Source organism: Tunturibacter gelidoferens (genome assembly GCF_040358255.1).
GTDB lineage: Bacteria > Acidobacteriota > Terriglobia > Terriglobales > Acidobacteriaceae > Edaphobacter > Edaphobacter gelidiferens.
In genome coordinates, this window is record NZ_CP132938.1 from 701,346 (window position 1) to 726,064 (window position 24,719).

General features: G+C 58.6%; 18 protein-coding genes. 5 read left to right on the plus strand and 13 right to left on the minus strand.

The annotated features are described in order from the left end of the window. Positions 1 to 18 precede the first annotated feature (18 nt). The 8 genes from RBB81_RS03355 to RBB81_RS03390 all read right to left on the minus strand — a co-directional run bounded on the left by RBB81_RS03355 (position 19) and on the right by RBB81_RS03390 (position 11,637). Positions 19 to 1,932 (minus strand): TolC family protein, encoded by a 1,914-nt coding sequence (locus RBB81_RS03355; RefSeq protein ID WP_353072713.1) that lies wholly within the window; start codon positions 1,930 to 1,932, stop codon positions 19 to 21. Beyond that, positions 1,929 to 2,636 (minus strand): ABC transporter ATP-binding protein, encoded by a 708-nt coding sequence (locus tag RBB81_RS03360; protein WP_353072714.1) that lies wholly within the window; start codon positions 2,634 to 2,636, stop codon positions 1,929 to 1,931. The genes RBB81_RS03355 and RBB81_RS03360 overlap by 4 nt, the downstream gene beginning before the upstream one ends. A 72-nt stretch (positions 2,637 to 2,708) precedes the next feature. Beyond that, positions 2,709 to 5,252 carry an ABC transporter permease gene (locus RBB81_RS03365; RefSeq protein ID WP_353072715.1) on the minus strand — a complete coding sequence of 848 codons (2,544 nt, stop codon included), beginning with the start codon at positions 5,250 to 5,252 and terminating at the stop codon, positions 2,709 to 2,711. Between the two features lie 193 nt (positions 5,253 to 5,445). Continuing rightward, on the minus strand, positions 5,446 to 5,748 hold the full coding sequence (locus tag RBB81_RS03370) for a hypothetical protein (protein ID WP_353072716.1): 303 nt from the start codon (positions 5,746 to 5,748) through the stop codon (positions 5,446 to 5,448). Further along, a complete protein-coding gene (locus RBB81_RS03375; protein WP_179580208.1) occupies positions 5,745 to 6,464 on the minus strand; it encodes an ABC transporter ATP-binding protein in 720 nt (239 codons plus the stop codon). The genes RBB81_RS03370 and RBB81_RS03375 overlap by 4 nt, the downstream gene beginning before the upstream one ends. Before the next feature lie 37 nt (positions 6,465 to 6,501). Next, entirely contained in the window at positions 6,502 to 7,761 is a 1,260-nt protein-coding gene (locus tag RBB81_RS03380) for an efflux RND transporter periplasmic adaptor subunit (protein ID WP_183792450.1), read from the minus strand. A 130-nt stretch (positions 7,762 to 7,891) separates the two neighbouring features. After that, complete coding sequence (ligD, locus tag RBB81_RS03385; protein ID WP_353072717.1) at positions 7,892 to 10,732, minus strand: DNA ligase D; 2,841 nt, start codon at positions 10,730 to 10,732, stop codon at positions 7,892 to 7,894. 8 nt (positions 10,733 to 10,740) lie between these two features. Further along, positions 10,741 to 11,637 (minus strand): Ku protein, encoded by an 897-nt coding sequence (locus RBB81_RS03390; protein WP_353072718.1) that lies wholly within the window; start codon positions 11,635 to 11,637, stop codon positions 10,741 to 10,743. 281 nt (positions 11,638 to 11,918) lie between these two features. Here RBB81_RS03390 and RBB81_RS03395 point away from each other — a divergent pair, with 281 nt between their 5' ends. After that, on the plus strand, positions 11,919 to 12,794 hold the full coding sequence (locus RBB81_RS03395; RefSeq protein ID WP_353072719.1) for a CPBP family intramembrane glutamic endopeptidase: 876 nt from the start codon (positions 11,919 to 11,921) through the stop codon (positions 12,792 to 12,794). On the opposite strand, the gene RBB81_RS03400 is transcribed toward RBB81_RS03395, so the two are convergent. After that, a complete protein-coding gene (locus tag RBB81_RS03400) occupies positions 12,719 to 13,489 on the minus strand; it encodes a type II CAAX prenyl endopeptidase Rce1 family protein (RefSeq protein WP_353072720.1) in 771 nt (256 codons plus the stop codon). The two genes, RBB81_RS03395 and RBB81_RS03400, sit on opposite strands and share 76 nt — an antisense overlap. Positions 13,490 to 13,554: 65 nt before the next feature. Next, complete coding sequence (fusA, locus tag RBB81_RS03405) at positions 13,555 to 15,708, minus strand: elongation factor G (protein ID WP_179580219.1); 2,154 nt, start codon at positions 15,706 to 15,708, stop codon at positions 13,555 to 13,557. 48 nt (positions 15,709 to 15,756) lie between these two features. On the opposite strand from fusA, the gene RBB81_RS03410 reads away from it, so the two are divergent. Then, a complete protein-coding gene (locus tag RBB81_RS03410) occupies positions 15,757 to 15,903 on the plus strand; it encodes a hypothetical protein (protein ID WP_179580221.1) in 147 nt (48 codons plus the stop codon). Between the two features lie 195 nt (positions 15,904 to 16,098). Here RBB81_RS03410 and RBB81_RS03415 read toward each other — a convergent pair whose 3' ends face one another. Beyond that, entirely contained in the window at positions 16,099 to 17,073 is a 975-nt protein-coding gene (locus RBB81_RS03415) for a LacI family DNA-binding transcriptional regulator (RefSeq protein ID WP_246373742.1), read from the minus strand. A gap of 541 nt (positions 17,074 to 17,614) precedes the next feature. Here RBB81_RS03415 and RBB81_RS03420 point away from each other — a divergent pair. Then, positions 17,615 to 19,066, plus strand: coding sequence for a glucoamylase family protein (locus tag RBB81_RS03420; protein ID WP_183791084.1), 1,452 nt, complete (start codon positions 17,615 to 17,617; stop codon positions 19,064 to 19,066). A gap of 138 nt (positions 19,067 to 19,204) precedes the next feature. On the opposite strand, the gene ligA is transcribed toward RBB81_RS03420, so the two are convergent. Continuing rightward, complete coding sequence (ligA, locus tag RBB81_RS03425) at positions 19,205 to 21,355, minus strand: NAD-dependent DNA ligase LigA (protein WP_183791082.1); 2,151 nt, start codon at positions 21,353 to 21,355, stop codon at positions 19,205 to 19,207. Positions 21,356 to 21,428: 73 nt separating this feature from the next. On the opposite strand from ligA, the gene RBB81_RS03430 reads away from it, so the two are divergent. Continuing rightward, complete coding sequence (locus RBB81_RS03430; RefSeq protein ID WP_353072721.1) at positions 21,429 to 22,334, plus strand: formate/nitrite transporter family protein; 906 nt, start codon at positions 21,429 to 21,431, stop codon at positions 22,332 to 22,334. 81 nt (positions 22,335 to 22,415) lie between these two features. Then, positions 22,416 to 23,414 (plus strand): zinc-dependent alcohol dehydrogenase family protein, encoded by a 999-nt coding sequence (locus RBB81_RS03435; RefSeq protein ID WP_353072722.1) that lies wholly within the window; start codon positions 22,416 to 22,418, stop codon positions 23,412 to 23,414. Positions 23,415 to 23,558: 144 nt separating this feature from the next. Here the strand turns inward: RBB81_RS03435 and RBB81_RS03440 are convergent, their stop codons facing one another. Further along, a complete protein-coding gene (locus tag RBB81_RS03440) occupies positions 23,559 to 24,539 on the minus strand; it encodes a substrate-binding domain-containing protein (RefSeq protein WP_179580233.1) in 981 nt (326 codons plus the stop codon). Positions 24,540 to 24,719 lie beyond the last annotated feature (180 nt).

Here is a 24,719-nt window from a genome sequence, read left to right on the forward strand (position 1 = left end):
GTAACCTGCTCCTGCGCGCTACTGCCCACTTGGGGCAATACCCGTCTTCGCCGATTCTATCGAAATCTTGTTTGCTTCCAGCGTAGAGCCGACCGCGCGATCCACTTCAATCTTAGCCTTTTGATACGCCGTCATCGCGGCAACCAGCGTTGACTCAGCTGCCGCAAGATCCCGTCGCGCCGTCAGGGTCTGATAGTTCGATCCCGCGCCCAGCTCCTGCTCCTTCGCCGTAATGTCGAAGGTCTTCTGCGCCAGGTCCCGTCCTTTGCGTGCGGAAACCACACGCGCTTCACTCTGCTCCAGCGCATATTGAGCGTTCCGAACCTCGATACGAATTTGCTTCTTCAACTGCTCCAACCGCAGCTCCGACTGTCTCGTCTCCAGCTCCGCGCGATACTGGTCCGACTTCGCCACTCGATTTCGCAGTGGCACGTTCACCGTCAGACCGACATAGTAATCAGGAGCACTATTGTTGAACGCCGTCTTCAACGCTCCGCCAAAATCCTGCGGCTTGGTCGAGATCGTGCCCGACTCAGGATTTTGCAACCCAGCCAGACCCGAGCCTCCATAGTATGCAGTCAACGCAACCGTAGGCAGCAAGGCATTACGAGCCGCATCCCGGCTCAGGCGTCTATTTTCAAGGTCAATATCCGACTCGCCCAACTCCAGCCGGTCCTTCAGTGCGTGCGCCGTCATATCCTCAGTCGGACCCTGCGGGGTCGCGTCGGTCATTGCGCTCTGATCGGTCGGCCGCACCGGCATCGCCTCCAGAATCGGATCGTCTAGATTTTTCGTCAGCGCATTCTTGATCAACAACTCCTGAAACTGCAACGTCGTCTTCGCAATCGTCAGATCCTGTTCACGGCTCGCCTCTTCCGCCTCGTCCTTCATCACATCCATCGCAGGAATCGCTTGCAACGCGAGCTGCTTGCGCCCACTCTCCAGCGCCTGACGGGCAAACTCGAGCGAGCGATTTTTGACACCTTCATCCTCGTAGGCAGCCACCAGATCCCAGTACATATTCGCAATCTGGGTCACCGTCGTCACCACCTGTAGCTTGAACGCTTCATCCGAAATGCGCTGATTGTTCTTGGCGATCCGCAGAAACCGCAGATTTGGTCCAAGACCGAAGCCTGCAAGCAGTTGCTGCTGTATTGCGAAGTGATAGTACGAGTTCAGCGTCGGGACGAGAAAGCTCTCAGGACTGTTTGTGGTTCCGCGATTGTTATCGAAGACCGCCGAAATCGAAGTTCCCGTCGGAAACGCCTGCGCATAACCAATGTCTCCCGTCGTCGTATTCTGCTGCAACTGCGGAACTCCATAGACGATCGTATTCGACAACGGCTGCGCATAGTGCTCGATACTGAACGTCCCCGTAATTGCAGGATCGTACGAGGAAACGATCGTCCCTGTACCAAGAGTCGACGAAACGAGGCCCGACGCGCCGGAGCCCGCACCACCTGCGCCACCCGATGTCCCGCCAGCACCAGCCCCACTCGATCCTGAGCCAAAGCCGCCTACACCGCCTCCCGGCGTATTCTGCACCACACCAGTATTGACTCCGCGAAACGAGCCGCCCGCCTGCGTACGCAGAACGTCCGCGGCAGCAATCGGAATGTTGTATCGAGCGATCGCAATGTCCAGATTGTTTTCCAAAGCCAGAGAGATCGCGTCTTTCAGACTAAGTTCCAGAACACCGTCTTTCACTAGAGCGTCAATTCGTGGCGAGTTCGCCAGATTCGGTCGCGGCACCAGCGAAGCACGATACGTATCAAGCGGATTGCTGGAATGCGGAATATCCAGGCGCAACGCAGGCGACTCCGCTGCTGGTGTGGCCTGGGTCACAGTAGCCTGCTGCACCTGCGCCAGCAAAGGCATCTCCAATAACGCCATCACGCCGAAGCAGCGAAGCAGCGAAGAACTTCCTTTCACGCCCGCACCCCCGCTCCTTCAGTCGCTGCAAGACCCGCCGTATCCCGAGATAGCCATCCGTCCCGCAGTTCAATCGTACGCGTGCCATACTCTGCGTTCGTCTCCGAATGCGTCACCTGCACCACCGTCGTACCCTCTTCATTCAACCTGCGAAACAGCTGCATAATCTCCTTCGCCTGCTCCGAGTGCAGGTTCCCCGTCGGCTCATCGGCCAGTAGTAGATCCGGTTTGTGGATGACGGCCCGTGCAATTCCAACCAACTGCTGTTGCCCACCAGAGAGCTGGTTCGGGAAAAGGTCCTTCTTGCCGACAATGTTGAAGCGATCCAACGTATCGGCAACGAGAGCCTGCCGTTCCGGCTTTGGAATGTCTTTGTACGACAAGGGAAGATCGATATTCTCCGCCACCGTCAGATCGTCAAGGAGGTGATAGCTCTGAAACACCATCCCAATCCTTCGCCGCGCTAGTTCAGCCCTCTGTTTGCGATTCATCGCATGGACGGCATCGCCTGCAAAGTAAAACTCTCCCCTCCATTGATCGTCCAGCATCGCCAGCACGTTTAACAGCGAAGACTTCCCCGCTCCAGACGGACCCATTACGGTTACGAATTCACCTTCACGGATCGTGAGATTGATTCGTCGCAGCACCCATGTCTCCGTGTGGCCCGTCTTATAACTCCGCTCCAGCTGTTTCAACTCAATCATGCTCTGCTCCATCTTCAAAACTTCCATCTATTCGAATGGCGATATCCTTAGCCTATGATTCGCCGGCCTGCGTTACTCAGTCCTCAACGCCTTGACCGGATCAGTCGAAGCCGCGCGCCGCGCCGGGATCAACCCCGCAACACACGCAGAAACGATCAGCACCACAACTGCTCCAGCAAGGACAATAGGATCCTGTCCACCAGTTCCATACAGTTGAGCCTTCAAAAATCGCACGCACAATAACGCAACAGGCAAGCCGATCGCCAGCCCCACTCCGGCCTGCAGCATGGCCTCGCGCAGCACCATACTCACCACGCTGCCACGTCCAGCACCGAGCGCCATCCGTATCCCAATCTCCGGTGTTCGTCGAGCTACGGTATAAGCCGTCACGCCATATAAACCAACCGAAGCCAGCACCAGCGCCAACAAGCCAAACATCAACGTCAACCGCGCAATCAACTTCTCCTGGCTGAACTGACCCTCAATCTGACCGCCGAAGGTGTTGTAGTTGATCACGGTCAAGTTCGGATTGATATTCGCAAGTGTCCGCCGCACCTGCGCCTCCAGTCCCTCCGAAGGTCCTCTCATCTGCAGCATGATCGCCCCCGCAAAGAGCGACCTCACATCGACGTTGTCCGACAGTGGAGCGTGCTGCAGAAATGGCCGGAAGTACATCGGCCGCACAGCCTCACGCGGTTCGACATACTTCACATCCGACACCACGCCGACGATCTCGATCTCACCCGCGCTCTTCACGCCATCCAACCCGAAGTGAGCGCCAATCGGGTCTTCGCCCTTCGAAAAGAATCGCTTCACGAAAGCCTCATTCACGACTGCCACCATCGGCGAAGTATCCGTATCCTGATCGGTAATTCCACGACCACGCAAAACCTGTTGCCCGATCAAATGAAAGAAGTCCGGGGTCACACGATCCCACGATGCACCGATATGATCTTTCGGCCCAGGCTCAGGTTGCCCCTGGATCGTAACGCCCTCACCCCAATTGTTGCCTTCGAGCGGAGTGTAAAGCGACAAACCCACTCGTTCGACTCCCGGTAATGCCCTGAAGCGTTCCAGCATCTCTCCATAGAGAGCCTGCAACTGATCCGGCTTATAACCCGCATTGTCCGGACTGATATGGATCACTACGCGATTCTCTGTCTGCAATCCAAAATCTTGATGCTCGAGCTTATTCAAACTTCTCGTTAGTAGACCGGCCCCCACCAACAACACCAGCGACAATGCAGCCTGCGTCACCACCAACGATCGCTGCAGCAAAGAAGCGCTGTCCCGAGTCGATCGATTCGCGCCGCGAAGAGACTCCGCAGACTCCGAGTGAGATGTGATCCAGGCCGGCGCGATTCCGAAGATCAGCCCTGTCAACAGCGACAAGCCAAACGCAAACCCCAGAACCGGCAGCGAAGGGCTAGCATGTATCGGTAGGCCCGGAGAATCAGGAAACGCGAGCGTAAGCAGCATCCGCGTTCCCGCGTACGCCACCGCAAGTCCAGCGATACCTCCAAGGCACGCCAGCAACACACTTTCAGTTAACATCTGACGAATGATTCTCTTCCGCGCCGCACCGAGAGCCATTCGAATCGAGGTCTCAGCCCGTCGCGCCATCCCACGCACCAAAATCAGGTTCGCAATATTCGCACATGCAATCAGCAGCACCAGCGCGGAGATCCCCATCAGCAGCAGCAGTCCGCTTCTGTATTGGGTCTGCATATTCGCAATCCCAACGCCACCTGGCGTCAAAATCAAGTGAGTCTTTGGCAGCGCCTTCTTTCCCTCCGCGCTCTGATATGACTTGATCGGGACCAGCCAGTCCCGCAACAAACCGCTCATCTTCTCTTGCAACGGACCAATCTGCGTGCCCGGCTTCACGCGGCCAAGCACATAAAGCCAGTTCGACTCCGGACGATTCAGCAACGCACCAGGATCGAGAATCGGCTCCATCGTCACCGGAAGGAAGAAATCCGGCGGCGTATCGGTCATCCGGTCCCCATAAAAAGAAGGCGGTGCGATTCCCACCACCGTCACCGGATGTGTATTCAATTGGAACGTGCTGCCCACCACAGAGGGGTCCATGGCGTAATCGCGCTGCCACGCCCTGTAGCTCAACACCGCAGCCATCGGAGCTCCCGCCGCGTCATCAGACGGCACCAGAAGTCGTCCTGCGAACGGCTGCAAACCAAAAGTTTGAAAGTAATTCCCGGAGACAAACTCCCCGGATGAGGCCTTAGACAGACTGTTGCTTGATCCACGCCGTGCCGTCAGCGTTCCTGGGTTGACACCCGCCTGCATCGCCGCCAGCTGCTCAAACTCAGGACTGCTATCGCGCAGATGCTTATACAAATCATAAGAAAACAGGGAGTAGTCCTCATCTTCGGGCCGTCCCCCCATCACGCAGCAATCATCTTTATCGCCTAGACGTATCAGCGTCTTCGGATCGCTCACAGGCAGGTTCTGCAGCAGCACCGCATGCACCAGCGTGAAGATCGCCGCATTCGCGCCAATGCCAAGCGCAAGCGTCAGGACAGCCGTTAGGGTAAATCCCGGCGCCTTCCGCAACTGTCGCAGCGCATACTTCACATCCTGTATCAACCCGTCCATCCCTCGCTCCATTCCATTCTCTTGCGCCACGTCAAGTTGGCAACTTCGCAATCGGTGCGTCGCCCTTGGACGACAAAATCAAACTCTGCCTTTCCCCGAAGCCGCGAAACGACTCATTGCGTTGGAGCACTGCGCTTCACAGCAGCGGTACGGTACACATTCCGTCCGGCCTCGCCGCTCCCGAACTCTCTCGCTAAAGGCCCTCAACCCACTCGCTCGCCGCACACAATCTGCGCTGCGCTTGGCCGATCGCCTTCATCGTTGAAACCACCGTTCGCACAACCTTCCACTCCGTCTGCGCCGCGGCCCGCAGCGTAGTCCTCTGACATACCGGTTGTTTCCCAGTCCGCACGCTCGCCACCAAGCCGAGAGCAGCGACGTTCAACGCAACGCCGAGCACAACCACCGGCACCACATTCACCGCCGTTCCTGACATTCCAATCGCTCCGCACATCTGCCTGAGAAACAGACGCATGTCCTCGATCAGTGCCATCATCCCTCTACCTCCGCTAACAGCCGATTCAGCTCACCTTCAGCCACCACCTTGCCGTCAAACAGATGCACCTGCCGCTCCGCATGTGCCGCAAACCGCGGATCGTGCGTCACCATACAGATCGTCGCGCCCTCTGCATGCAGCTCCTGCAGCAGCTTCATCACAGCCTCACCATTCTTCGAGTCCAGATTTCCCGTCGGCTCATCAGCCAGCAGAATCGATGGCGACCCTGCAAGCGCTCTCGCCACCGCTACCCTCTGCTGCTGACCGCCCGAGAGCTGCGCAGGATAGTGCCGCATCCGGTGAGCCATATTCACGCGCTCCAGCGACTCCTGCACTCTCTTCTTCCGCTCCGTCGCCGGCATTCCAGCTCGATAGGTCAACGGCAGCTCCACATTCTCAGCAACCGTCAGATCGCCAATCAAATTAAAGCTCTGGAAGATAAACCCAATCTCCTGGTTCCGAATCCGCGAGCGATCCGCGAAGTTCAGATTTGCGACTTCCTTGCCGTTCAGCGTGTACCGTCCGCCCGTAGGCGTATCCAGCAACCCGATGATCGACAGCAGCGTGGATTTCCCACACCCCGACGGCCCGGACATCGCCACATACTCCCCGCGATTAATGTTCAGATGAACGCCCGACAGCGCATGCGTCTCAATCTCGTCCGTATAAAAGATCTTCTTCAAGTCCTCAATCTGAATCATCGTCTCCGTCGCCATTCCTGCTCTCCTTTATCCCGGCCGTCGCCTGGGCTCTCTAATTCAAGCGAATCCGATCCGTGTTATCCCACCGGCTCATGTCCGACAGAATCACCGTATCGCCTTCCTGCAATCCTTCCAGCACCTGGATACTATTTACCGAAGCCCGTCCGACCTTCACCGGAACTCTCACCGCCGTCTTGCCGTCAGACGCAGCCTTGAACAGGCTGATCGTACTGTTCTCATTCCCGAACGCCGGACGGCCCACATACAGCACATCCGTCATCCGATCCAGATCGATCGTTCCGTCAACACTCAAGTCCGGCCGAGCACCCTGCGGCAGAGCTCCAGCGAGTTCTACGTCAACCGTCACCGTTCCGTTCAATACCGCCGGATCAATTCGCATCACCTTACCGTTGATCACGCCGTTATGTGTATCAATCTCCGCTGGCTGTCCAATCTGAATATCACGCGCCTGCGTCTCTGCAATCTTCAAACTCGCCTTCAACTGGTCCGGCTGTACCACTTTTGCCAGCGTCGTTCCTGGAGCCACATGCTCTCCCACCTGGTGCGGCAACTCAACCAGCACTCCGCTGATCCCTGCCCGCACGCTCAACGCATCCAGCTGCTTCTGCTTCAACCCAAGCAGCGCCTTCGCCTGATCCACCTTGGTCTGCTGCACTGCAAGCTGTGTCTCGATCGCTTTCTCGTTCAGCGTAAGCCGCTGCTTCTCCAGATCGTTCCGCGTCGTCAACTCATCGGCCTTGCCCTTCGAAGCGCTATAGGTCAACCCACTGATCACGCCCAGATCAAACAACGACTTATCCGTCTGCGCCTGCAACTGAGCCTGATTATGATCCGCCCCTACCGTAGCCGCCGCAGCCTTCTGATCCATCAGATCGCTCTGCACCTTCGCGCGCGTATTGATGTAGTCCGCCTCTGCGCCCTTCATCTGCAGCTGCGCATCCAGCAACTCCTGCTGCAGCTGCGGATCAACAAGGTCCATCAAAATAGTGTCCGGCTCAACCTTCGCACCCGGCAGCACACGAATCCGCACAACCGTCGCCTCAGTCTCAGAAGGAATCAGCCGAATCTTGTCTTCCCGCGGAACCAGCGAACCCGGTCCACGCACCTGCCGCAGCAGCGGCCCCCGCTTCACTGCGTCCGTCCACACGGTAGCCCGATCGACTTCAGGCGCTGCAGGCTTTAACCGGGTCACGAAAAACGCAATCACCGCAAGCACCACCACAGCGCAGCCACCTGCGATCCATTGCCGACGCATCTTCTTTTGCTTTATATCTGGTCTGGAGATATCCATTGCGGTGGGTCTAAGTGCAAGCGCAAGGCCATTCTCCACCGAATGGTTTCAATCACTTAGAACGAGCCAGACAACACCCCTCGTCCGCAATCGAAACAGACTGTCCATTATCGAACACGCTAAATTGCCGCTAAGCAGCCGTAGATATCTTCAGAGTTTCCAACATCTTCGGTGTAATTTGCTGCCGCAACTTGAAGAACTGTTTCCACGGATCGCGACTCAACCGCCCCTTCCACCCTTCGAACTCCGCAACTCGAACGACAATTCGTTCCGGCGACTTCAGCTCGTCCCAATCAAGCGGAAGCGAAACCGCAGCCCCCGCACGCGCCCGCGGAGAGAAAGCCGCCACTGCCGTTGCGCCACGTTCGTTTCGCAGGTAATCCAAAAAGATTCTGTCTTTGCGTGCGGCCTTACTCATCTTCGTCAGATACAAGCCCGGCTGATCCTTCTCCATCTTCAACACAAACGCGTGGGTAAACTGCTTGATCACTGCCCAGTCGTACTCCGGCACAAACGGAATCACAACATGCAGTCCCTTGCCCCCTGTGTTCTTCAGGAAGCTCTCCAACCCAAGCTCCTTAAGCTCTCTACGAACCTCTCCGGCGCTCTCGGCCAACCTCGGCCACGCAATCGAAGCATCCGGGTCAAGGTCGATGATGATCCGGTCTGGATGCTCAAGATCCTCATTCCTCGATCCCCACGGATGAACCTCCAGCACGCCCATCTGCGCAAGCCCGGCCAGCGCCTCCGCGGTCGAAAGCGTAATGTACGGCTCAATCTTCCCCGTCTTCTTATCAGGTACATCCACCGCGGTGATCCCCGGCGGCAGCGTAGCGTTCACATGCTTCTGATAGAAACACGGCTTCTCGCTCCCATCAGGACAACGTACCAGAGACACCGGGCGGCCCTCGATATGCGGCAGCATATGCGATGCAATCGCCCAGTAGTAGTCGGCCAGTTGCTGCTTCGTAAGCTGCGTCTCCACATCCAGAACCTTCTCAGGATGCGTCAACCGCACCGGTACATTCTCCGAAGCAGATTTCTTCGATACTTTTCCAACAACTTTCTTTGCAGCGACAGCCTCTACAGGAACGTCCTTCGCGGTATCCGCCTTTACACCACCAGCCTTCGCCGCAATCCCGGTCGACGCCGAATGCGAAGCGCTTTTCGTCCCGCGAACCCGGGCCGCAACGGTCAGCTCCTCTCGCCGAACCTCGTTCGCAGGCTTATCCTCTCGCAGTCCTTTAAACGAAGCCTGGCGCACCAGATCATCCGCGGTCCAGGTTGCAAAGTTGACCTGAGCCACCAGCTCTGGCTTCACCCAGTTCGCTCCCCGACGCGCCTCAGCCGGAGGATTCTCAAACGGATTCTCCTTCTCACGCAGCTCTTCCAACTGATTGCGCAGCACACGGTGTGTCTTCTGCGTAAATCCTGTACCCGTCCGCCCCGCATAGATCAGCTTCCCGCCGTCGTAGTACCCCAACAGCAAAGCCCCAACTCCGTGGCTCCCATTCGACGGCAAAGTAAACCCGCCAATCACGAACTCCTGCTCGTGGACGCACTTTACCTTCAGCCAGCTCCCACCTCTCCCACTCGAATACCTGCTTGCAGCGCGCTTGGAGACGATTCCCTCGACATGCATCTCGCAAGCTTTCTGAAAGATGACCCCGCCGTCCGACTCCAGGTGTTCGCTAAGCCGCACAAACTCACCATCGCCTTCGAGAAGTGTGGCCAGCAAACTCTTTCGCTCAATCAGCGGCAGATCCCGCATGTTGTGTCCGTTCAAATGAAGCAGATCAAACACAAAATAACTAAGCGGCTTCTTCACGCCCTCCTGAAACGCAGCCTGCAAATCGGCAAAGCTGGTGGTGCCGTTCTCTGCCAGCACCACAACCTCGCCGTCAAGAATCGCCCGCTCCACCGGCAACTCTCCCACCAGAGCCGCAATCGTCTTCATCCGGTGCGTCCAGTCCAGCCCCGTCCGCGTCAGCAGTTGAACTCTATCCCCATCCTTGCGAGCCTGAACGCGATAGCCATCCAGCTTCAACTCATGCAGCCATCCAGTACCACTAGGCGGAGTCGTCGCCTGTAACGCCAGCTCCGGCGTAATAAACTCAGGCATTTTTTCCTTCGGCGCACCCGCCGGCACCGTCAACTTCCCGGCAACCCTCTTCGACTTGCGAGACTTCGCGCCTTTATCCGTAGAGACGGTCTCACTCGAAGCGTTCTCCGCAACCACCCCTTTCGCAGCCGCATCCCCCGCATCCTTTCGATACCAGGCATTCCCCCTCGCAGTCTCCTTCGAGTTCCACACATGATCTTCATTCCGCGCAATCTCCTCGAGACCTCGCCCCGTCACGACACTGTTCGGTTCCTCATCGGTTACTGCGGCTTCATCCTTCGTCCGCTCAAAATCATCATGCTCTTTGATCAGCAGCCAATTCGGCTTGCTCTCATTCGCAGCCTTGCCACCCATGCGAATCAGAGCCCACTTCCCCTTCATCTTCGTCCCATGCAGGATGAACTTCAGTGAGCCCGTACGCAGTCCCTCATCCACATCGGTGTGTCCAGCCTGCGGCTCCCACGTCCCTTGATCCCACACCATCACCGTGCCGCCGCCATACTGGCCCTTCGGAATAATCCCCTCAAAGCCCCCATAGTCGATCGGATGATCTTCCACCTGCACCGCCAGCCGCTTATCTGCCGTGACGTAGCTCGGTCCCTTCGCCACAGCCCAGCTCTTCAGCACCCCATTCCACCCAAGCCGAAAATCATAGTGAAGCCGCGTAGCCGCATGCTTCTGAATCACAAAAGGCAGAGGCTGATCGTTAAAGAACTTCTTTTTCGCCGACCCGCTAGGCTCCCCGGTGACCTCGAAGTCCCGCATCGAGCGATAGAGTCCAAGCTGCTCATCCACAGCGTCCGCCGCAGACACCATGGACTTCGGCTTGGCTCTCTTCTTCGTAGCCATAGCGAACTCTACGCCGACTTACGCGGTTTGGTCGCCTTTGCAGGCTTCACCAGCTCGATACCCTTTTGCGCTTCCGCCGCCGTGGCCCTTGCCGGAGCCTTCTTCTTACCCGCAGCCGCCTCGTCGCCCTGCACACTCTTCCGCAGCGCGTCCATCAAGTTAATAACCTTGCCCGATGCAGGTGCAGGCTCATCCTTCGGAATCGGCGCATGCTTTACCTTCGCCTCAACCATCTCGCGCAACGCAGCCTCGTACTCGTCCTTGAACTTCTCCGGGTCAAACTTCGACGCTTTGCGCTTGATCAGCTCCTTCGCCAGCGAGAGCTGATCTTCATCCACCGCGACCTTCTTGATGTCTTCGAAAAACTCCTTGGGATCGCGAAGCTCCTCCGCATAACGCATCGTGTACGCCATCATGCCCGGCAGCTTGTCGTCAGTGGCAGCCGACACCGCCACCAGGTGCTCGCGCCCACTGAAAGCAATCTTCCCCAGCGCAATCTTCTTCGTCGTCTGCAGAGCCTTGCGAACAACCGCGAACGCCTCTGCCTGAACATCGTTCTCCGGCACTACAAAATACGGCTTCTCGAAGAACTCAGGATCAAGCTCGCCCTCATCGACGAACTGCGTCACCTCAATCGTGTGCTTCGAAGGAATTCGAATCTGCTCGATCTCCTCCGGCTCGACCATGATGTACTCGCCCTTGCGATACTCATAGCCCTTCACGATATCGGAGCTCTCCACCTTGCCCTCATCGCCCGAGACCTTCTGGTGCTTGATCCGCTCACCCGTCTTGCGACTCAATTGATGAAAGCGAATCTCGCTCTTCGATTCGGTCGCCGTAAACAGCTTGACTCCAAACGAAACAAGCGAGATCTGTATCTGACCTGACCAGTAAGGACGCGGCATGAAGGGTTCTCCAAAGTAAGTTGGAAGCAAACAAAGGCCCGGAAGATGCTTTTATCACCATAAAGCCCACAAATTCAAGCCTTAAAAGCGCAACGCCCCTGGTTTACAACCTCTTACCCTCCTCTCCGACCACCGGGAGGACGGGTGAAATCAATCCCATCGAGACAAGGTACACAAGTCACGAAGTGACCGCCCCGCGCGCAGCGGGCCCGTCCGGCAGGACCTGGTTCGCGGAGAATCTACCTGAGCCACCATCTCCTCCCTATACTGAATCCCAGCAGATGTTCACGCCCGTCAACGTATTCGCTGCCATCCTCACCCTCATCCCTTACCTGTCCTTCGCCTTCTGTAGCGACACGACTCGCCAACGAATTCAAGCTCTCCCCGCACCACTCAGGCTACTTCTTCCCTCGGCGCTAAGCCTTCCCTACCTCCTCATCACCCTCGCCGCCTCCAGCTTTCATTGGTACTGGTTCTGCCTCTACACTCTCCTCCCCATCGCCATCGCACTCCTCCTCCAACAAGCCCGACAGCTTGATCCTGGCCAGACCGGCAACTGGCGAGACTATCTCGTCCTTCTCACCCTCGGCCTTGCCGTCGACCTGCGCTGGTTCGAGCCCGCGTGGCCACCGCACCTGGCCGTCTTCAACAAGATCATTCTGCTCAACGCCGGAATCTATGGCTTCCTGTTTATCCGAGAGTTAAACGGAGTCGGCTTCAATCTCCGTCTCAACCTGCGCGACCTTCGCATCGGCCTGCGCGAATGGGCCTTGTACACGCCTATAGTCATCGCTCTCGGCCTCAGCCTCAGCTTTCTCCACTTCCACCCGCACTGGCCGCGCCTCTCGCAACTCGCCGGAGCCTACCTCTTCACCTTCCTCTTCATCGCTGTCCCCGAAGAACTCTTCTTCCGCGGCTGGCTGCAAAACCTCCTCGAACGGCGCATAGGCCGCACTCAGGCATTGCTTCTAACCAGCGCCCTCTTCGGTCTCTCCCACTTCAACAAGCGCGCCCTTCACTTCAACTGGCGCTATGTTCTGCTAGCCGCCATCGCCGGCATCTTCTACGGCAGAGCCTGGCGTCAGGATCGCCGTGTCGGCGCCTCAGCCATCACCCACACCATGGTCGACACCTTGTGGTCCATCTGGTTCAGGTGATGCTGCCCATGCGGCCGATACCTCAGGTAACCAAGCCCGACCCGCATATTGTGCTGCACCGACGCCGGCAGAGTAACCGCAACACAGATCCCGAGAACCGCATGCGCCATCCCCAGCGTAAACAGGTTCCGATACCGCAGAAAGATCAGACAAGCCGCCAGTCCCCACACCAGCGTCATCACCGTCAGAACTGGATTCGGCAGGTGCGCTAATGCAAAAAGTCCAGCCGCCCCCGCAACCGCAATCCGCCGGTCATTCGTCAGCTTCAACAACCGTCTCATCACAAAATCATTCAACAAAAACTGTTGAAAGAAGGACCAAACCGTATATCCCCAGAACCCTTGGATCAGCCGCACCGCGCTATGCGGCCCATGCAGCGTCTGCTCTCGCATCGCAAAGATCACCGCTCCCGCCGCCAGACAAAGAGCAATCCCCACAACCCAGAGGGAACGGAAAAACCCCGCGACCCTCACTCCCATCGCGTCCCAACCGCTAAAAGAGCTCCACGTCGCGTACCCAATCCAACCAAGCGTAACGAAGTAAAGGACAGTCCGCAGTGGCGCAGGAGTCCAGATCACAATCAGGATCAGCCCATACCCCACCGCCAGATCAAGCAGCGTCCGTCTCTTCCACCCCGCAGCCCCCAGCCGTTCTGGCCCCGAGAAGTCCAACGCGCTGGCAGCACTCGCACTCATAGCACCCGATCCGACAAATTCATCGAATCTTTATATTAGCGCCAGGCACCATCCGAGGTCAGCTTCTACTCCTCTGCCTCGTCGTGGACCGGCTGCTTCGCGTTCGCCAGAATCTTCTGCGCCAGCAACGCCGGCACCACCTCGTAGTGATCCATCTCCATCCGAAAACTCCCCCGCCCCTGCGTAATCGAGGTCAGCGTCGTCCCATAGCTCAGCATCTCCGCCATCGGAACTTCAGCCCGCACCGTCGTTCCCGCGCCGCCGCTCTCCATCCCCTGCACTCGCCCCCGTCGCCCATTCAGATCGCCAAGCAACGCCCCGGCAAAGTCGTCCGGAGCCTCGATCTCCACCCGCATCACCGGCTCCAGCAACACCGGCCTCGCCTGCTCCATGCACTTACGAAACGCCAGGCGCGCCGCCATCTTGAACGACATCTCGCTCGAGTCCACATCGTGGTAGCTGCCGTCGAATACCGTCACCTTCAAATCCACCACCGGATACCCCGCCAGAAACCCACGCGCCGCCGACTCTCGAACACCCTTCTCTACCGCCGGAACATACTGCCGCGGAATCGCCCCGCCAAATATCTCATTCCCAAACACCACTCCGCTTCCCCGCGGCATCGCCTCCATGCGAACCTTGCAGTCCCCATATTGTCCATGCCCGCCAGTCTGCTTCTTGTACCGTCCCTGCGCCTCCGCGCGGCCGAGCACAGTCTCCCGATAAGGTATCTTCGGCGCCTTCAGCGTGACATCCGTGTGGTATCGCCGCTTCAGCTTCGAAACCACCGCCTCAATATGCTGCTGTCCCGCCCCGGCCACCAGAAACTCATTCGTCTGCGGATCACGGAAGAACTTCACCATCGGATCTTCTTCCATCACCTTATGCAGAGCCGGCCCAAGCTTATCCTCGTCCGCCCGCGACTTCGGTTCAATTGCATAGGTCATCGCCGGTTCCGGCATCGGCACCGGCTCCAGATAGACCTCATGAGCCTTATCGCCCAACGTGTCTCCCGTCAAAGTCACCCGCAGCTTCGCCACCGCCCCAATATCTCCCGCATGCAGCTCCGAAACCTCAACCGCCTTCCGCCCCTGCATGATCGACAGATGCGCCAGCCTCTCCGGCTCATGCCGGGTAAAGTTCTGCACCGTCTTATCGGTCGTCATCATTCCACTGACAACCTTGAAGAACGAGATCCTCCCCGCAAACGGATCGGTCATCGTCTTGTACACATAAAGCGCCAGCGGCTCCTTATCATCCACCTTGCGCATCACAATCTCGTCCTGATCGCCCCCCGCACCGCTCCCGTTCACGCCGTTCGAGGCCGAATGCAAGATCCCCCGCGTAGCCACCGGCTCCCTCTCCGTGGGCGCTGGCGCATACACCTTCAAAAAATCCAACAGATGATCTGTCCCAACATTCCGCAAACCGCTCACATACAGCACAGGAAAGATCCTATCCTCGCGAATCGCCTCGTGCAGCGCGACGATCAGATGCTCCTCCGGAATTGTGCCCTCGCGAAAGAACTCCTCCATCAACTCGTCCTTCCCCTCAGCGACAAGCTCCACCAGCGCCTCATGCGCCGCCTTGGCATCGGCCTTCAACACCTCCGGAATCACCCCAACCTCACCGCGCCCATCTCCATCCGGCTTGTACAGATAAGCCTTCATCGTCACCAGGTCCACCACCCCATGGAACCCATGCTGATCCACAATCGGCAGTTGCACCGGCACCACCTGCCGCCCCCACTTCTCCTGCAACTGCTCAATCATTTTTTGCCGGCCCATCCTGCTATCAGCCTTCGGATGATCCACCTGGTTGATCGCGATCACGCGCGGCAGCGTCACTTCGGCTGCGTACTTCCACACACGATCAGAGACCGCCTCCGCCCCGCACTGCGCGTTCACCACCACCAGCGCAACCTCCACCGGCAGCATCGCCGCACGCGTCTCATGCACAAACATATGAAATCCCGGCGTATCGATCAGGTTGATCTTAATCCCGCTCCACTCCGCAAACGCAACCGCGTTCGACATCGTCGTCCGCCGCGCCACCTCTTCCTCGTCATACGCCGTCACCGCCGATCCGTCCTCAATCCGTCCGCGTGTCGCCGTCATCTTCGCCGCATGCAACATCGCGCAGATCAACGTCGTCTTCCCACTGTGTGCATGGCCCACCACAGCCACATTGCGAATGTCGTTTCCCAGATAGACCTTCATGTCAGACTCTCCTTCACATCAGAGCTGATAAATCTCCATCGGTTACAAATGAAATCTCACGAAAGGGGAGCGATCCGCACCATCTCCAGCCAACGGCGGACGCCTTCACTCGCCATCGAGTTCAGCCCCCGCAAGGACCGCTATCTCGAGGAGCAGGGATGCTATCACAAACAGGGATTCAGCTTCCCCCTCTAATTTGCGTCTCACTTGCGCGAGACACGACCGAACCAAACAGCTTTGAAATAAAAAATCTTAGAGACGCTTCCAGCTGTTTCGAAGCATCGACAGCGTCGCAAAGATCAACCCCTCGAAACGCTTTTCAACAAGCCAGCCCATCACCAGGGACCAGCCGGAGCGGCTCCGCAAGTGGCATAAGCTCTCCACCCGAAGCTATCTCTTCCCCGTCCCAGGAGGGCACGTCGACTCCCGCACCACCAGTTCGGGATCGACGACGATCTCCTGCGCGTGGTTCCCGCCAGCTGCCGTCCCGATCTGCAGCAACACCGTCTGCGCCGCCAGCATTCCCATCGTCCGTAGCGGCTGCCGCACCGTCGTCAGCGCGGGATTCTGAAACGCTGCCGATTGCACATCGTCAAACCCCACGACCGAAACATCCTGCGGCACGCGCAGCCCAGCCTCCCGCAGCGCCTTGATCGCACCAATCGCCGACACGTCATTGAACGCAAACAACGCGGTAAACGTCTCGCCACACGCCATCAGCTTCTGCGTCGCCAGATAGCCCGGCTCGTGCGTCGGCTGATCTCCCTCAAGCTGCGTCACCAGCTGCGGAAGAATCGTCAACCCTCTCCTCTCCATCGCGTGCCGAATTCCCCGCCACCGCGACTCCGTATCGGAGCTGAACTTCTGCCCTTTGATAAATGCCAGCCGTTTATGCCCCAGCCCACTCAGGTGATCGATGGCAAGCTCCGCCGCCAGCCGGTGGTTCAGGACAATGTTGGTCACACCCTTCGGTTCATGATGGCCCGAAACCGTCACCGTCGGAATCGCCCATCGATCCCGCAGCAGTGTGTCCACCGCGATCACGCCCTCCACGGCCCGATCGCGAAACAGCCGTTCGCTCCTCTGAATCATCTCTTCGCGATGATGATGGCTGATCAAAAAGTAAAAATAGTCCGCCTGCATCAGCTCATGCTCGATCCCACTTAGCACCAAGGTCGCGTAGCCTTCGCTTACCTCAGGCACAAGTACTCCAACTGTCTGACTACGCCGGTTGCGCAGCGAACGGGCAAACAGATTCGGCCGGTAGTTCAGCTCCTCGGCCGCCTTCAAGATCCGATCCTGCGTCGCCTTCGGTATCGAACGAGCAGCTGGCGCTCCACTTAGAACCCGAGAAATTGCAGCCATCGACAATCCGAGATGATCCGACAAGACCTTCAGGCTTGCAGGCTTGTGTTCTTGCGTCTTCAGTTCTTGCGTCGCAGTATTTTTCGCGCGTCCACGCATTCATGCAGTCTGTCACAAGTACGGCTCTTTGTGAGCGTTCCTTAATCCTTGACGGATTACCTCCGGCGGCTCCGACAGGATCCTCGGTACTCTGTCGGAACCCCGACTTGACGCGATCCTCACGCGGATTCTTGACACTTATTTTCCGAAGTGGGCAATATCCACGTAGGCAAACCTTTGCCCAACCAGCCGACAATGCAATCGCCGTCCCACAACTCAACTCCACATGCGAGTTCCAGCCACTCGACTCGAAGTCTCTGGCAAAGCCTCTGCCCGGGGAAAAATCGCACAGCATCGACCTGCCCACCCGCAGCATCCAAGTAGCAAGTCTGTTCCAGCTCCTCACCAGACCGGGACATGCTCTACAACGTCCGCGTTACTTTTACACGATTCACAGCGTCAGACACGTCTGCAGTCCTGGCAGGAACGTACGATAGAGAGAATGAGTTTCAGCACCTCGACTCCGCCTAAAATCACGCGACGCAGCGCGACTAAACTCCTCGGCGGAGCCATTCTGTCTGGTTTTGCATCATTCCCTCTCGAGGCGCAAGAGGCAACCTCGCCCCAACCGTCATACACACGGCTGCTAAGCGACGAAGACATCGCCTTTCTCGAAGAGATGGAACGTGCGGGCTGCCTCTACTTCACCGAACAGGCCGACCCGGCCACCGGACAGGTCCTAGACCGCGCCACCAACAAGACCGCCACCGGCGAGTTCGACCAGCACTTCGCCGCCAGCATCGCCGCCACCGGCTTCGGGCTCACCTCACTCTGCATCTCCGACAGGCGCGGCTACCTCGACACCAATCGCATCAAAAAGCAAGTCATCACCACGCTCGACTTCCATCTCAACAAGATGCCGAACGAGCACGGCTTCTTCTACCACTTCAGCGACGTTAAAACCGGCAAGCCCCTCATCAACGTCGAAGTGTCCTCCATCGACACGGCTATCTTCCTCTGCGGCGTCCTCACCGTCCGCGCCTACTTCGCCGATCCCCAAATTACCTCCCTCGCCACTCAGCTCTACAACCGCGTTGACTGGCCCTGGATGCTCAACGGCGGCAAAACCTTCTCCATGGGCTGGCGCCCCGAGACCGGCTTCATCTCCACTCGGTGGGACCACTACAGCGAACTGATGATGCTCTATCTCCTCGCCATCGGTTCGCCCACCAATCCCATCCCCCCAGACTCCTGGAGCGCCTTCACCCGGCCTCCCATGACCTTCGGCCCCTACTCCTACATCAGCGGACGCGACCCTCTCTTCATCCACCAGTTCTCCCACGCCTGGTTCGACTTCGCCGGCAAGCGCGACGCCTACGCCAACTACTTCTCGAACTCCATCACCGCCACTCGAGCCCACAAGTCTTTCTGCCTCGGCCTCAAACGCGGCTACACCGAAGACTACTGGGGCGTCTCCGCCTCCGACTGGGAGCACGGCTACTCCGCCTGGGGAGGCCCTCCCCTCATGGGTCCAGTTGACGGGTCCGTCGTCCCCAGCGCCGCCGCCGGTTCGCTCCCCTTCCTACCCCACGACTGCGTCCACGTCCTTCGCGCCTTGCGTGACAACTTCGGCAAAGACGCCTGGGGACGCTACGGCTTCTGTGACGCCTTCCACCCCGATCTCCACTGGTACGACCCCGACGTCCTCGGAATCGACCTCGGAATCAGCGTCCTCATGGCAGAAAATCTTCGAAGCGCCTTCGTATGGGACACCTTCATGCAGAACCCCGAGCCCATCGCCGCGATGAAGGCCTGCGGCTTCCACAGCGCTCGTCAAACCACCAATCCCTCCGAGCCAAAACCCACACCAATCCCGAGCCCCAGTCAACCCGTAGCTCCAAGCACCGTCCGCCCTCCGCACCTCGTCTCCCCGAAGCTCGTAGACCAGCCCTAGCCCTGCGCGATGCACCCTAGATCCCTTCCGACCAAAGGGAGGACCCATGCAGCCCGTCACGCCCAGACCGGTACACAAGTCACGAAGTGACCGCCCCACGCGGAGTGGGCCCGCCCGGCAGGACACGCTCCCTTGCAACTACCCCAGCAACTCCAGCAACCCCGCCTCATCCAGCACCTTCACCCCCAGCGAATTCGCCTTATCCAGCTTCGAGCCCGCCTCCTCCCCCGCAACCACGTAGCTCGTCTTCTTGCTCACACTCCCCGAAACCCGCCCTCCCGCAGACTCGATCTTCTCCTTCGCCGACTCCCGCGTAAGATTCGGCAGCGTCCCCGTCAGCACAAACGTCAACCCCTCCAGCGTCGAAGTCGTCACCCGCTTCTCCGCCGTCATCTCCAGCCCTAGCGCCGCAAGATCCTTCACCAACTCCTTGTTCTTCTCCACCGCGAAGAACTCCACGATCGCCTGTGCCACCTTCGGCCCCACCTCATTCACCGCCTCTAACGCCTCGCTCGCCTTCTCCGAATCCTGGGTCGCCGCCGTCATCAGCTCATCCATCGAACCGAAGTGCTCCGCCAGCAGTTGCGCCGTCCGCTCACCCACAAACCGGACTCCCAGCCCCAACAGCACGCGCGCCAGCCCCGCTTTCTTCGAACGCTTAATCTCTTCCAGCAGCGCATCCGCAGTCTTCTCGCCCACGCGCTCCAGCCCAAGCAAATCCTCGCGCTTCAGCCGGTACAAGTCGCCAATCGTATGAATCAGCGGCCTCCGCACCACGACCGGCGCCCCCTCCTCCGTCACTACTTGCGATTCGCCGCCCAGCTCCGCACTCTGGCCAAGCAGCTGCGCCACCATCGCGTCGCCCAACCCTTCAATGTTCATCACTCCACGCGCCGACCAGTGCAGCAACTCTTCACGCACTCGTGCCGGACAAGAGTTGTTCACACACCGCCAATCCACCTCGCCCTCAATCCGTTGCAGTTCGCTCGCACAAACCGGGCAGTTCTTCGGAGACACAATCTCCTTCGTCCCTCGCGGATGCGCCTTATCCTCCACCACCTCCACAATCTTCGGAATCACGTCGCCACCACGCTCCACCTGCACAAAATCCCCAATGCGAACGCCAAGCCGCGCAATCTCATCCGCATTATGCAACGTAGCCCGCGACACCGTCGTCCCCCCAATCAACACGGGCGCAAGCGCCGCCACCGGAGTCACCTTCCCTGTACGCCCCACCTGAAACAACACATCCTCCAACTTCGTAATCCCAGCCCGCGCCGCAAACTTGTATGCAATCGCCCACCGCGGAGCCTTCCCGGTAAACCCCAGCCTCCGCTGCTGCGCCGTAGCATCCACCTTGATCACAACACCATCAATCTCATACCCCAGCGAATCACGCAGCGGCTCCGCATCCGCAATAAACTTCACCACCTCGTCGATGCTCTTCAAAGCCCTGACATACTTGTTCACGCGAAAACCCGAAGTCTTCAAGGCATCGAGCGCGGTCGACTGCTGCGGCAACAAAAACTCCCCATCCCGCAACAAAAAGTAGGCATAAAAATCCAGCCGCCTCTGCGCCACAATATTCGGCTCCAGCGTACGAATCGTCCCCGCCGCTGCATTCCGCGGATTCGCTGCCGGAGCCTGTCCCGCCGCCTCCCTCTCTTCATTCAGCTTCAAAAATGACGCCTGCGGCAACACCACCTCACCGCGAACCTCAAAGCTCTGCGGCAAACCCGCCGCTTTCAACTTCGCAGCCGAGATACTCAGCGGCACAGACCGAATCGTCCTCACATTGCTCGTCACATCCTCGCCAATCGACCCATCCCCACGCGTCAGCCCCCGCACCAGATGCGCCGAGCCATCTTTCGCGCCATGCGCCTCGCCTTTGCCAGATCCAGCCCCATACTGAAGCGCCAGCGACAAACCATCCAGCTTCAGCTCGCATACATACCGCACGGCCTCCGTACTCGGCAGAGCATCACGCACCCGCTGATCCCACGCCCGCAGCTCCTCTTCGTTGTACGCATTGTCCAGCGACAGCATCGGCCGCGAGTGCGGCATCTTCGTGAATCCCTCTTTCGGTTTCCCACCCACACGCTGCGAAGGCGAGTCCGCCGTCACCAGCTCCGGATGCTTCTCCTCGAGCCGCTTCAGCCGGTTCATCAGCGCGTCATACTGCGCATCCGTCAGCTCCGGCGCGTCTTCAACGTAATACAAATATTCATGGTGGCGAAGCTGATCGCGCAGCTCCTGTATCGCCTGATCGGGTGTAAGCTCTGAAGCCATAGCCAGAATTATAGAGAGCCGCGCTCTACACTCTCGCACCTCACTTCAACCTGTTCCTGCATCTCACTCTTATATGCCCTACCGCCTTCGCCGCTACCCACCGCCGCCTCCGGCCAACCAGGACGCGCAGAAAAATCTCGAGCGCCCCAGCGCCCAGGACATCTACGAGCAGGTCGCCAACAACGCCCGCCAGGAGCTCGGCCGATCCAGCGTCTCCCTCGCCATCTCCGGTCTCGCCGGCGGCATCTTCATGGGCCTCTCCGCTCTTGGCAACGCCATCGCCATCGCGCTCCTCACCACCCCCGGCACCGTCCCCTCCCACACCATCTTCTTCGTCGGCAAGATGTTCTACCCCCTCGGCTTCATCGTCGTCATCCTTGGCCGCTCCCAGCTCTTCACTGAAAACACCCTCTACCCCGTAGCCCTCGTCCTCGCCGAAAAGAAGCACTTCTGGAAGACCCTTCGCCTCTGGGCCACCGTCCTTCCCGCCAACGTCCTCGGCGCTCTCACCTTCGCCGCCCTCGCCGCCCTCACCAACGCCGTCAACCCAAGCGTAGTGCAAGCCCTCGCAGGCCTTGGCCTCGAAGCCATCCACAACCCCGCCGCCACCATCTTCTGGAGCGGCGTCATGGGCGGCTGGATCATCGCCACCGTCGCCTGGCTCGTCTCCGGATCACACTCCATCACCGGCTCCGTCATGATCATCTGGATGTTGACCTTCGTCGTCGGCCTCGGCAACTTCGCCCACTGCATCGCCACCAGCGGCGAAATCCTCACCGCCGTCCTCATCGGCAAAGCCGCATGGACCAGCTATCTCACCTGGCTCCTCTTTGCCGTAGCCGGCAACATCTGCGGCGGCGTTGGCATGGTCACCCTCCTCGAATACGGTCAGGTCATCTACGGTGGCGACGCCGACGCCGAAGCCATCGCCCCCCATCAGAAGGAAGAGTCAAAGACCGAAGAGTCTGCAAGAGCCTAAGCCCTTCCCTCCGAAATTCGCGCCCTTTCGCCGGCGCAATCATCCAAAACGTACGCGTAAGACCGCAGGAGCGTACTCAACATGCCCGACACAGTAAAGATGGTCCGCTTTCACAAAATCGGCGGCCCCGAAGTCCTCCAGTTCGACGACCTCCCCCTCCCCGAACCAGGCAAGGGCGAGGTTCGCCTCCGCGTCAGAGCCATCGGCCTCAACCGCGCCGAGAGCATGTTCTTCCACGACCGCTACCTGGAAACGCCCGTTCTCCCGTCCACAAACGGCTACGAAGCCTCCGGCATCGTCGAAGCTGTCGGTCCCGGCGTGGACACCAGTTGGATAGGCAAAAAGGCCAGTACCACCCCAGCCTTCTCTCTCAACCACTACGGCGTCTACGGAGAGGTCGCCATCGTCCCCATCCACGCAGTCGCCGAGTACCCCTCCAACCTCTCCTACGAAGAAGGCACCAGCATCTGGATGCAGTACATCACCGCCTACGGCGCCCTCATCTTCTACGGCCACCTCAGTAAGGGCGACTACGTCATCATCACCGCCGCCAGCAGCAGCGTCGGACTAGCCGCTATCGAGATCGCCAAAGCCGAAGGCGCCATCAGCATCGCCACCACGCGCACGTCAGTCAAAAAAGCCGAACTCCTCGCCTTCGGGGCCGATCACGTCATCGTCACCGACGAAGAGAACCTCGTAGCCCGCGTCAATCAAATCACTTCCAATCAAGGTGCACGTCTCGTCTTCGATCCCATCGGGGGCAAAGGTCTCGAAGCGCTCGCCAACGCCACCGCAGTCCAGGGCACCATCTTCGAATATGGCGCGCTGGCCATGGAGCCAACTCCCTACCCCCTCTTCACCGCACTGAACAAGCGCCTGATCATCCAGGGCTATACCCTGCGAGACATCCTCGCCGACCCAATCAAGTCACAAAATGCGAGAAAGTACGTCTTCGACAACCTCGTCGCCGGCAACTTCAAACCCCGCATCGACAAGACCTTCCCCTTCGCACAGATCGTCGAAGCCCACCGCTACATGGAGTCGAACGCGCAGATAGGAAAAATCGTAGTCACACTCTAGAGCCGATAGCTGTAGAGGAAATCTCTAACGCCGCTGGATTGTGTGATCCGTCATCTCAACCATAGTCGCGCAGTCGTATCGCGCGACGCAGTGGAGAGATCCCTGTATTTCGTCTTTACACTCGCAGCTGCTGCATCTCCGCTGCTACGGCGTCTTATCTTCACCGATATTCAGCATCCTATCCACGTTGTTTTTATCGATCAACGAAACGCCCGTATCGATAAAGGTAGGAACCGGCGCAAACGAATCCAGCGAATAGTCCTGCACCAGCGGCTTCAAGGGATAGTGATGGATGTCGTCCAGTGCCTTCAGCCCCACCAGTGCCATCGTAAAGGGCTTCTGCGAGATGGTCGAATCGATCGTTCCATCCTTCACCCCCTGCAACACCGTCTGGTCCGTGTCCATCCCCACCAGCAACCGGTCCTTCACACCCGCCCGCCGAAACGCCTCGGCCACATCTCTACCCGACGCCGCCTCCAGGCACACGATCGCATCAACCCGGTTCGCTCCCGTTCGCGACAGATAATCCCGCGTCTGATCCATCGCCAGACCCGAGTCTCCCTTCATATCGAAGACGTCGACGATCTTGATCCCCGGATAGTGTGAGAGCGCATCTTTATAGCCCTTCAACCGCTCATCAATGTTTGGCTGTCCCGGAATCGAAAAGAAAGCCACGTTCCCCTTGCCATTCAGCTTCGCCGCAACCCGTTGTCCGCCCAGCCGCCCCGCCTGCAGGTTGTTCGTCCCGATGAAGTACAGCCGGCCACTCCCCGGAGCATCGGAGTCCATCGTGATCACCGGAATCCCCGCCCCCAGAGCAGCTCTAATCTCCGGAGCCATCAACTCCGCGCTCGCCACCGACACCAAAATCCCCGCAGGCTTTCGCGCCACCACCGTACGAAACTCCGCAACCTCGCCCTGCGGATCGAACGTCGTCGTCCCGCGCATCTCGGCCGAAACCCCATACTGAACCGCCGCCTTCTGAAACCCGGCGTTCGCCGCCTTCCAGTAGGGCAGGTTGATGTTGGTAGCAATCAGGTAATAATGCTCGTCTTTGCTGTGTCGGGTGCATCCCGCAAGCACTGGAAGGAACATAGCCAAGAGCACAAAAAGAGGTCGTCTCATAAAAGAGTTCATCGTCATCCTCTGGCAAAAACTTCTGTCCGAAGCCAAAGACGTTGAATCAGGCATCGGCTCAGATCACATCTCGCGGGCCCAGATACAAAATCCAAACCACGGAACGAAGGAACCGTCCCGAAATCTCCGCGGCCGCCGAAAGAGTCCATCTCTTTGCGGCAACCGGAA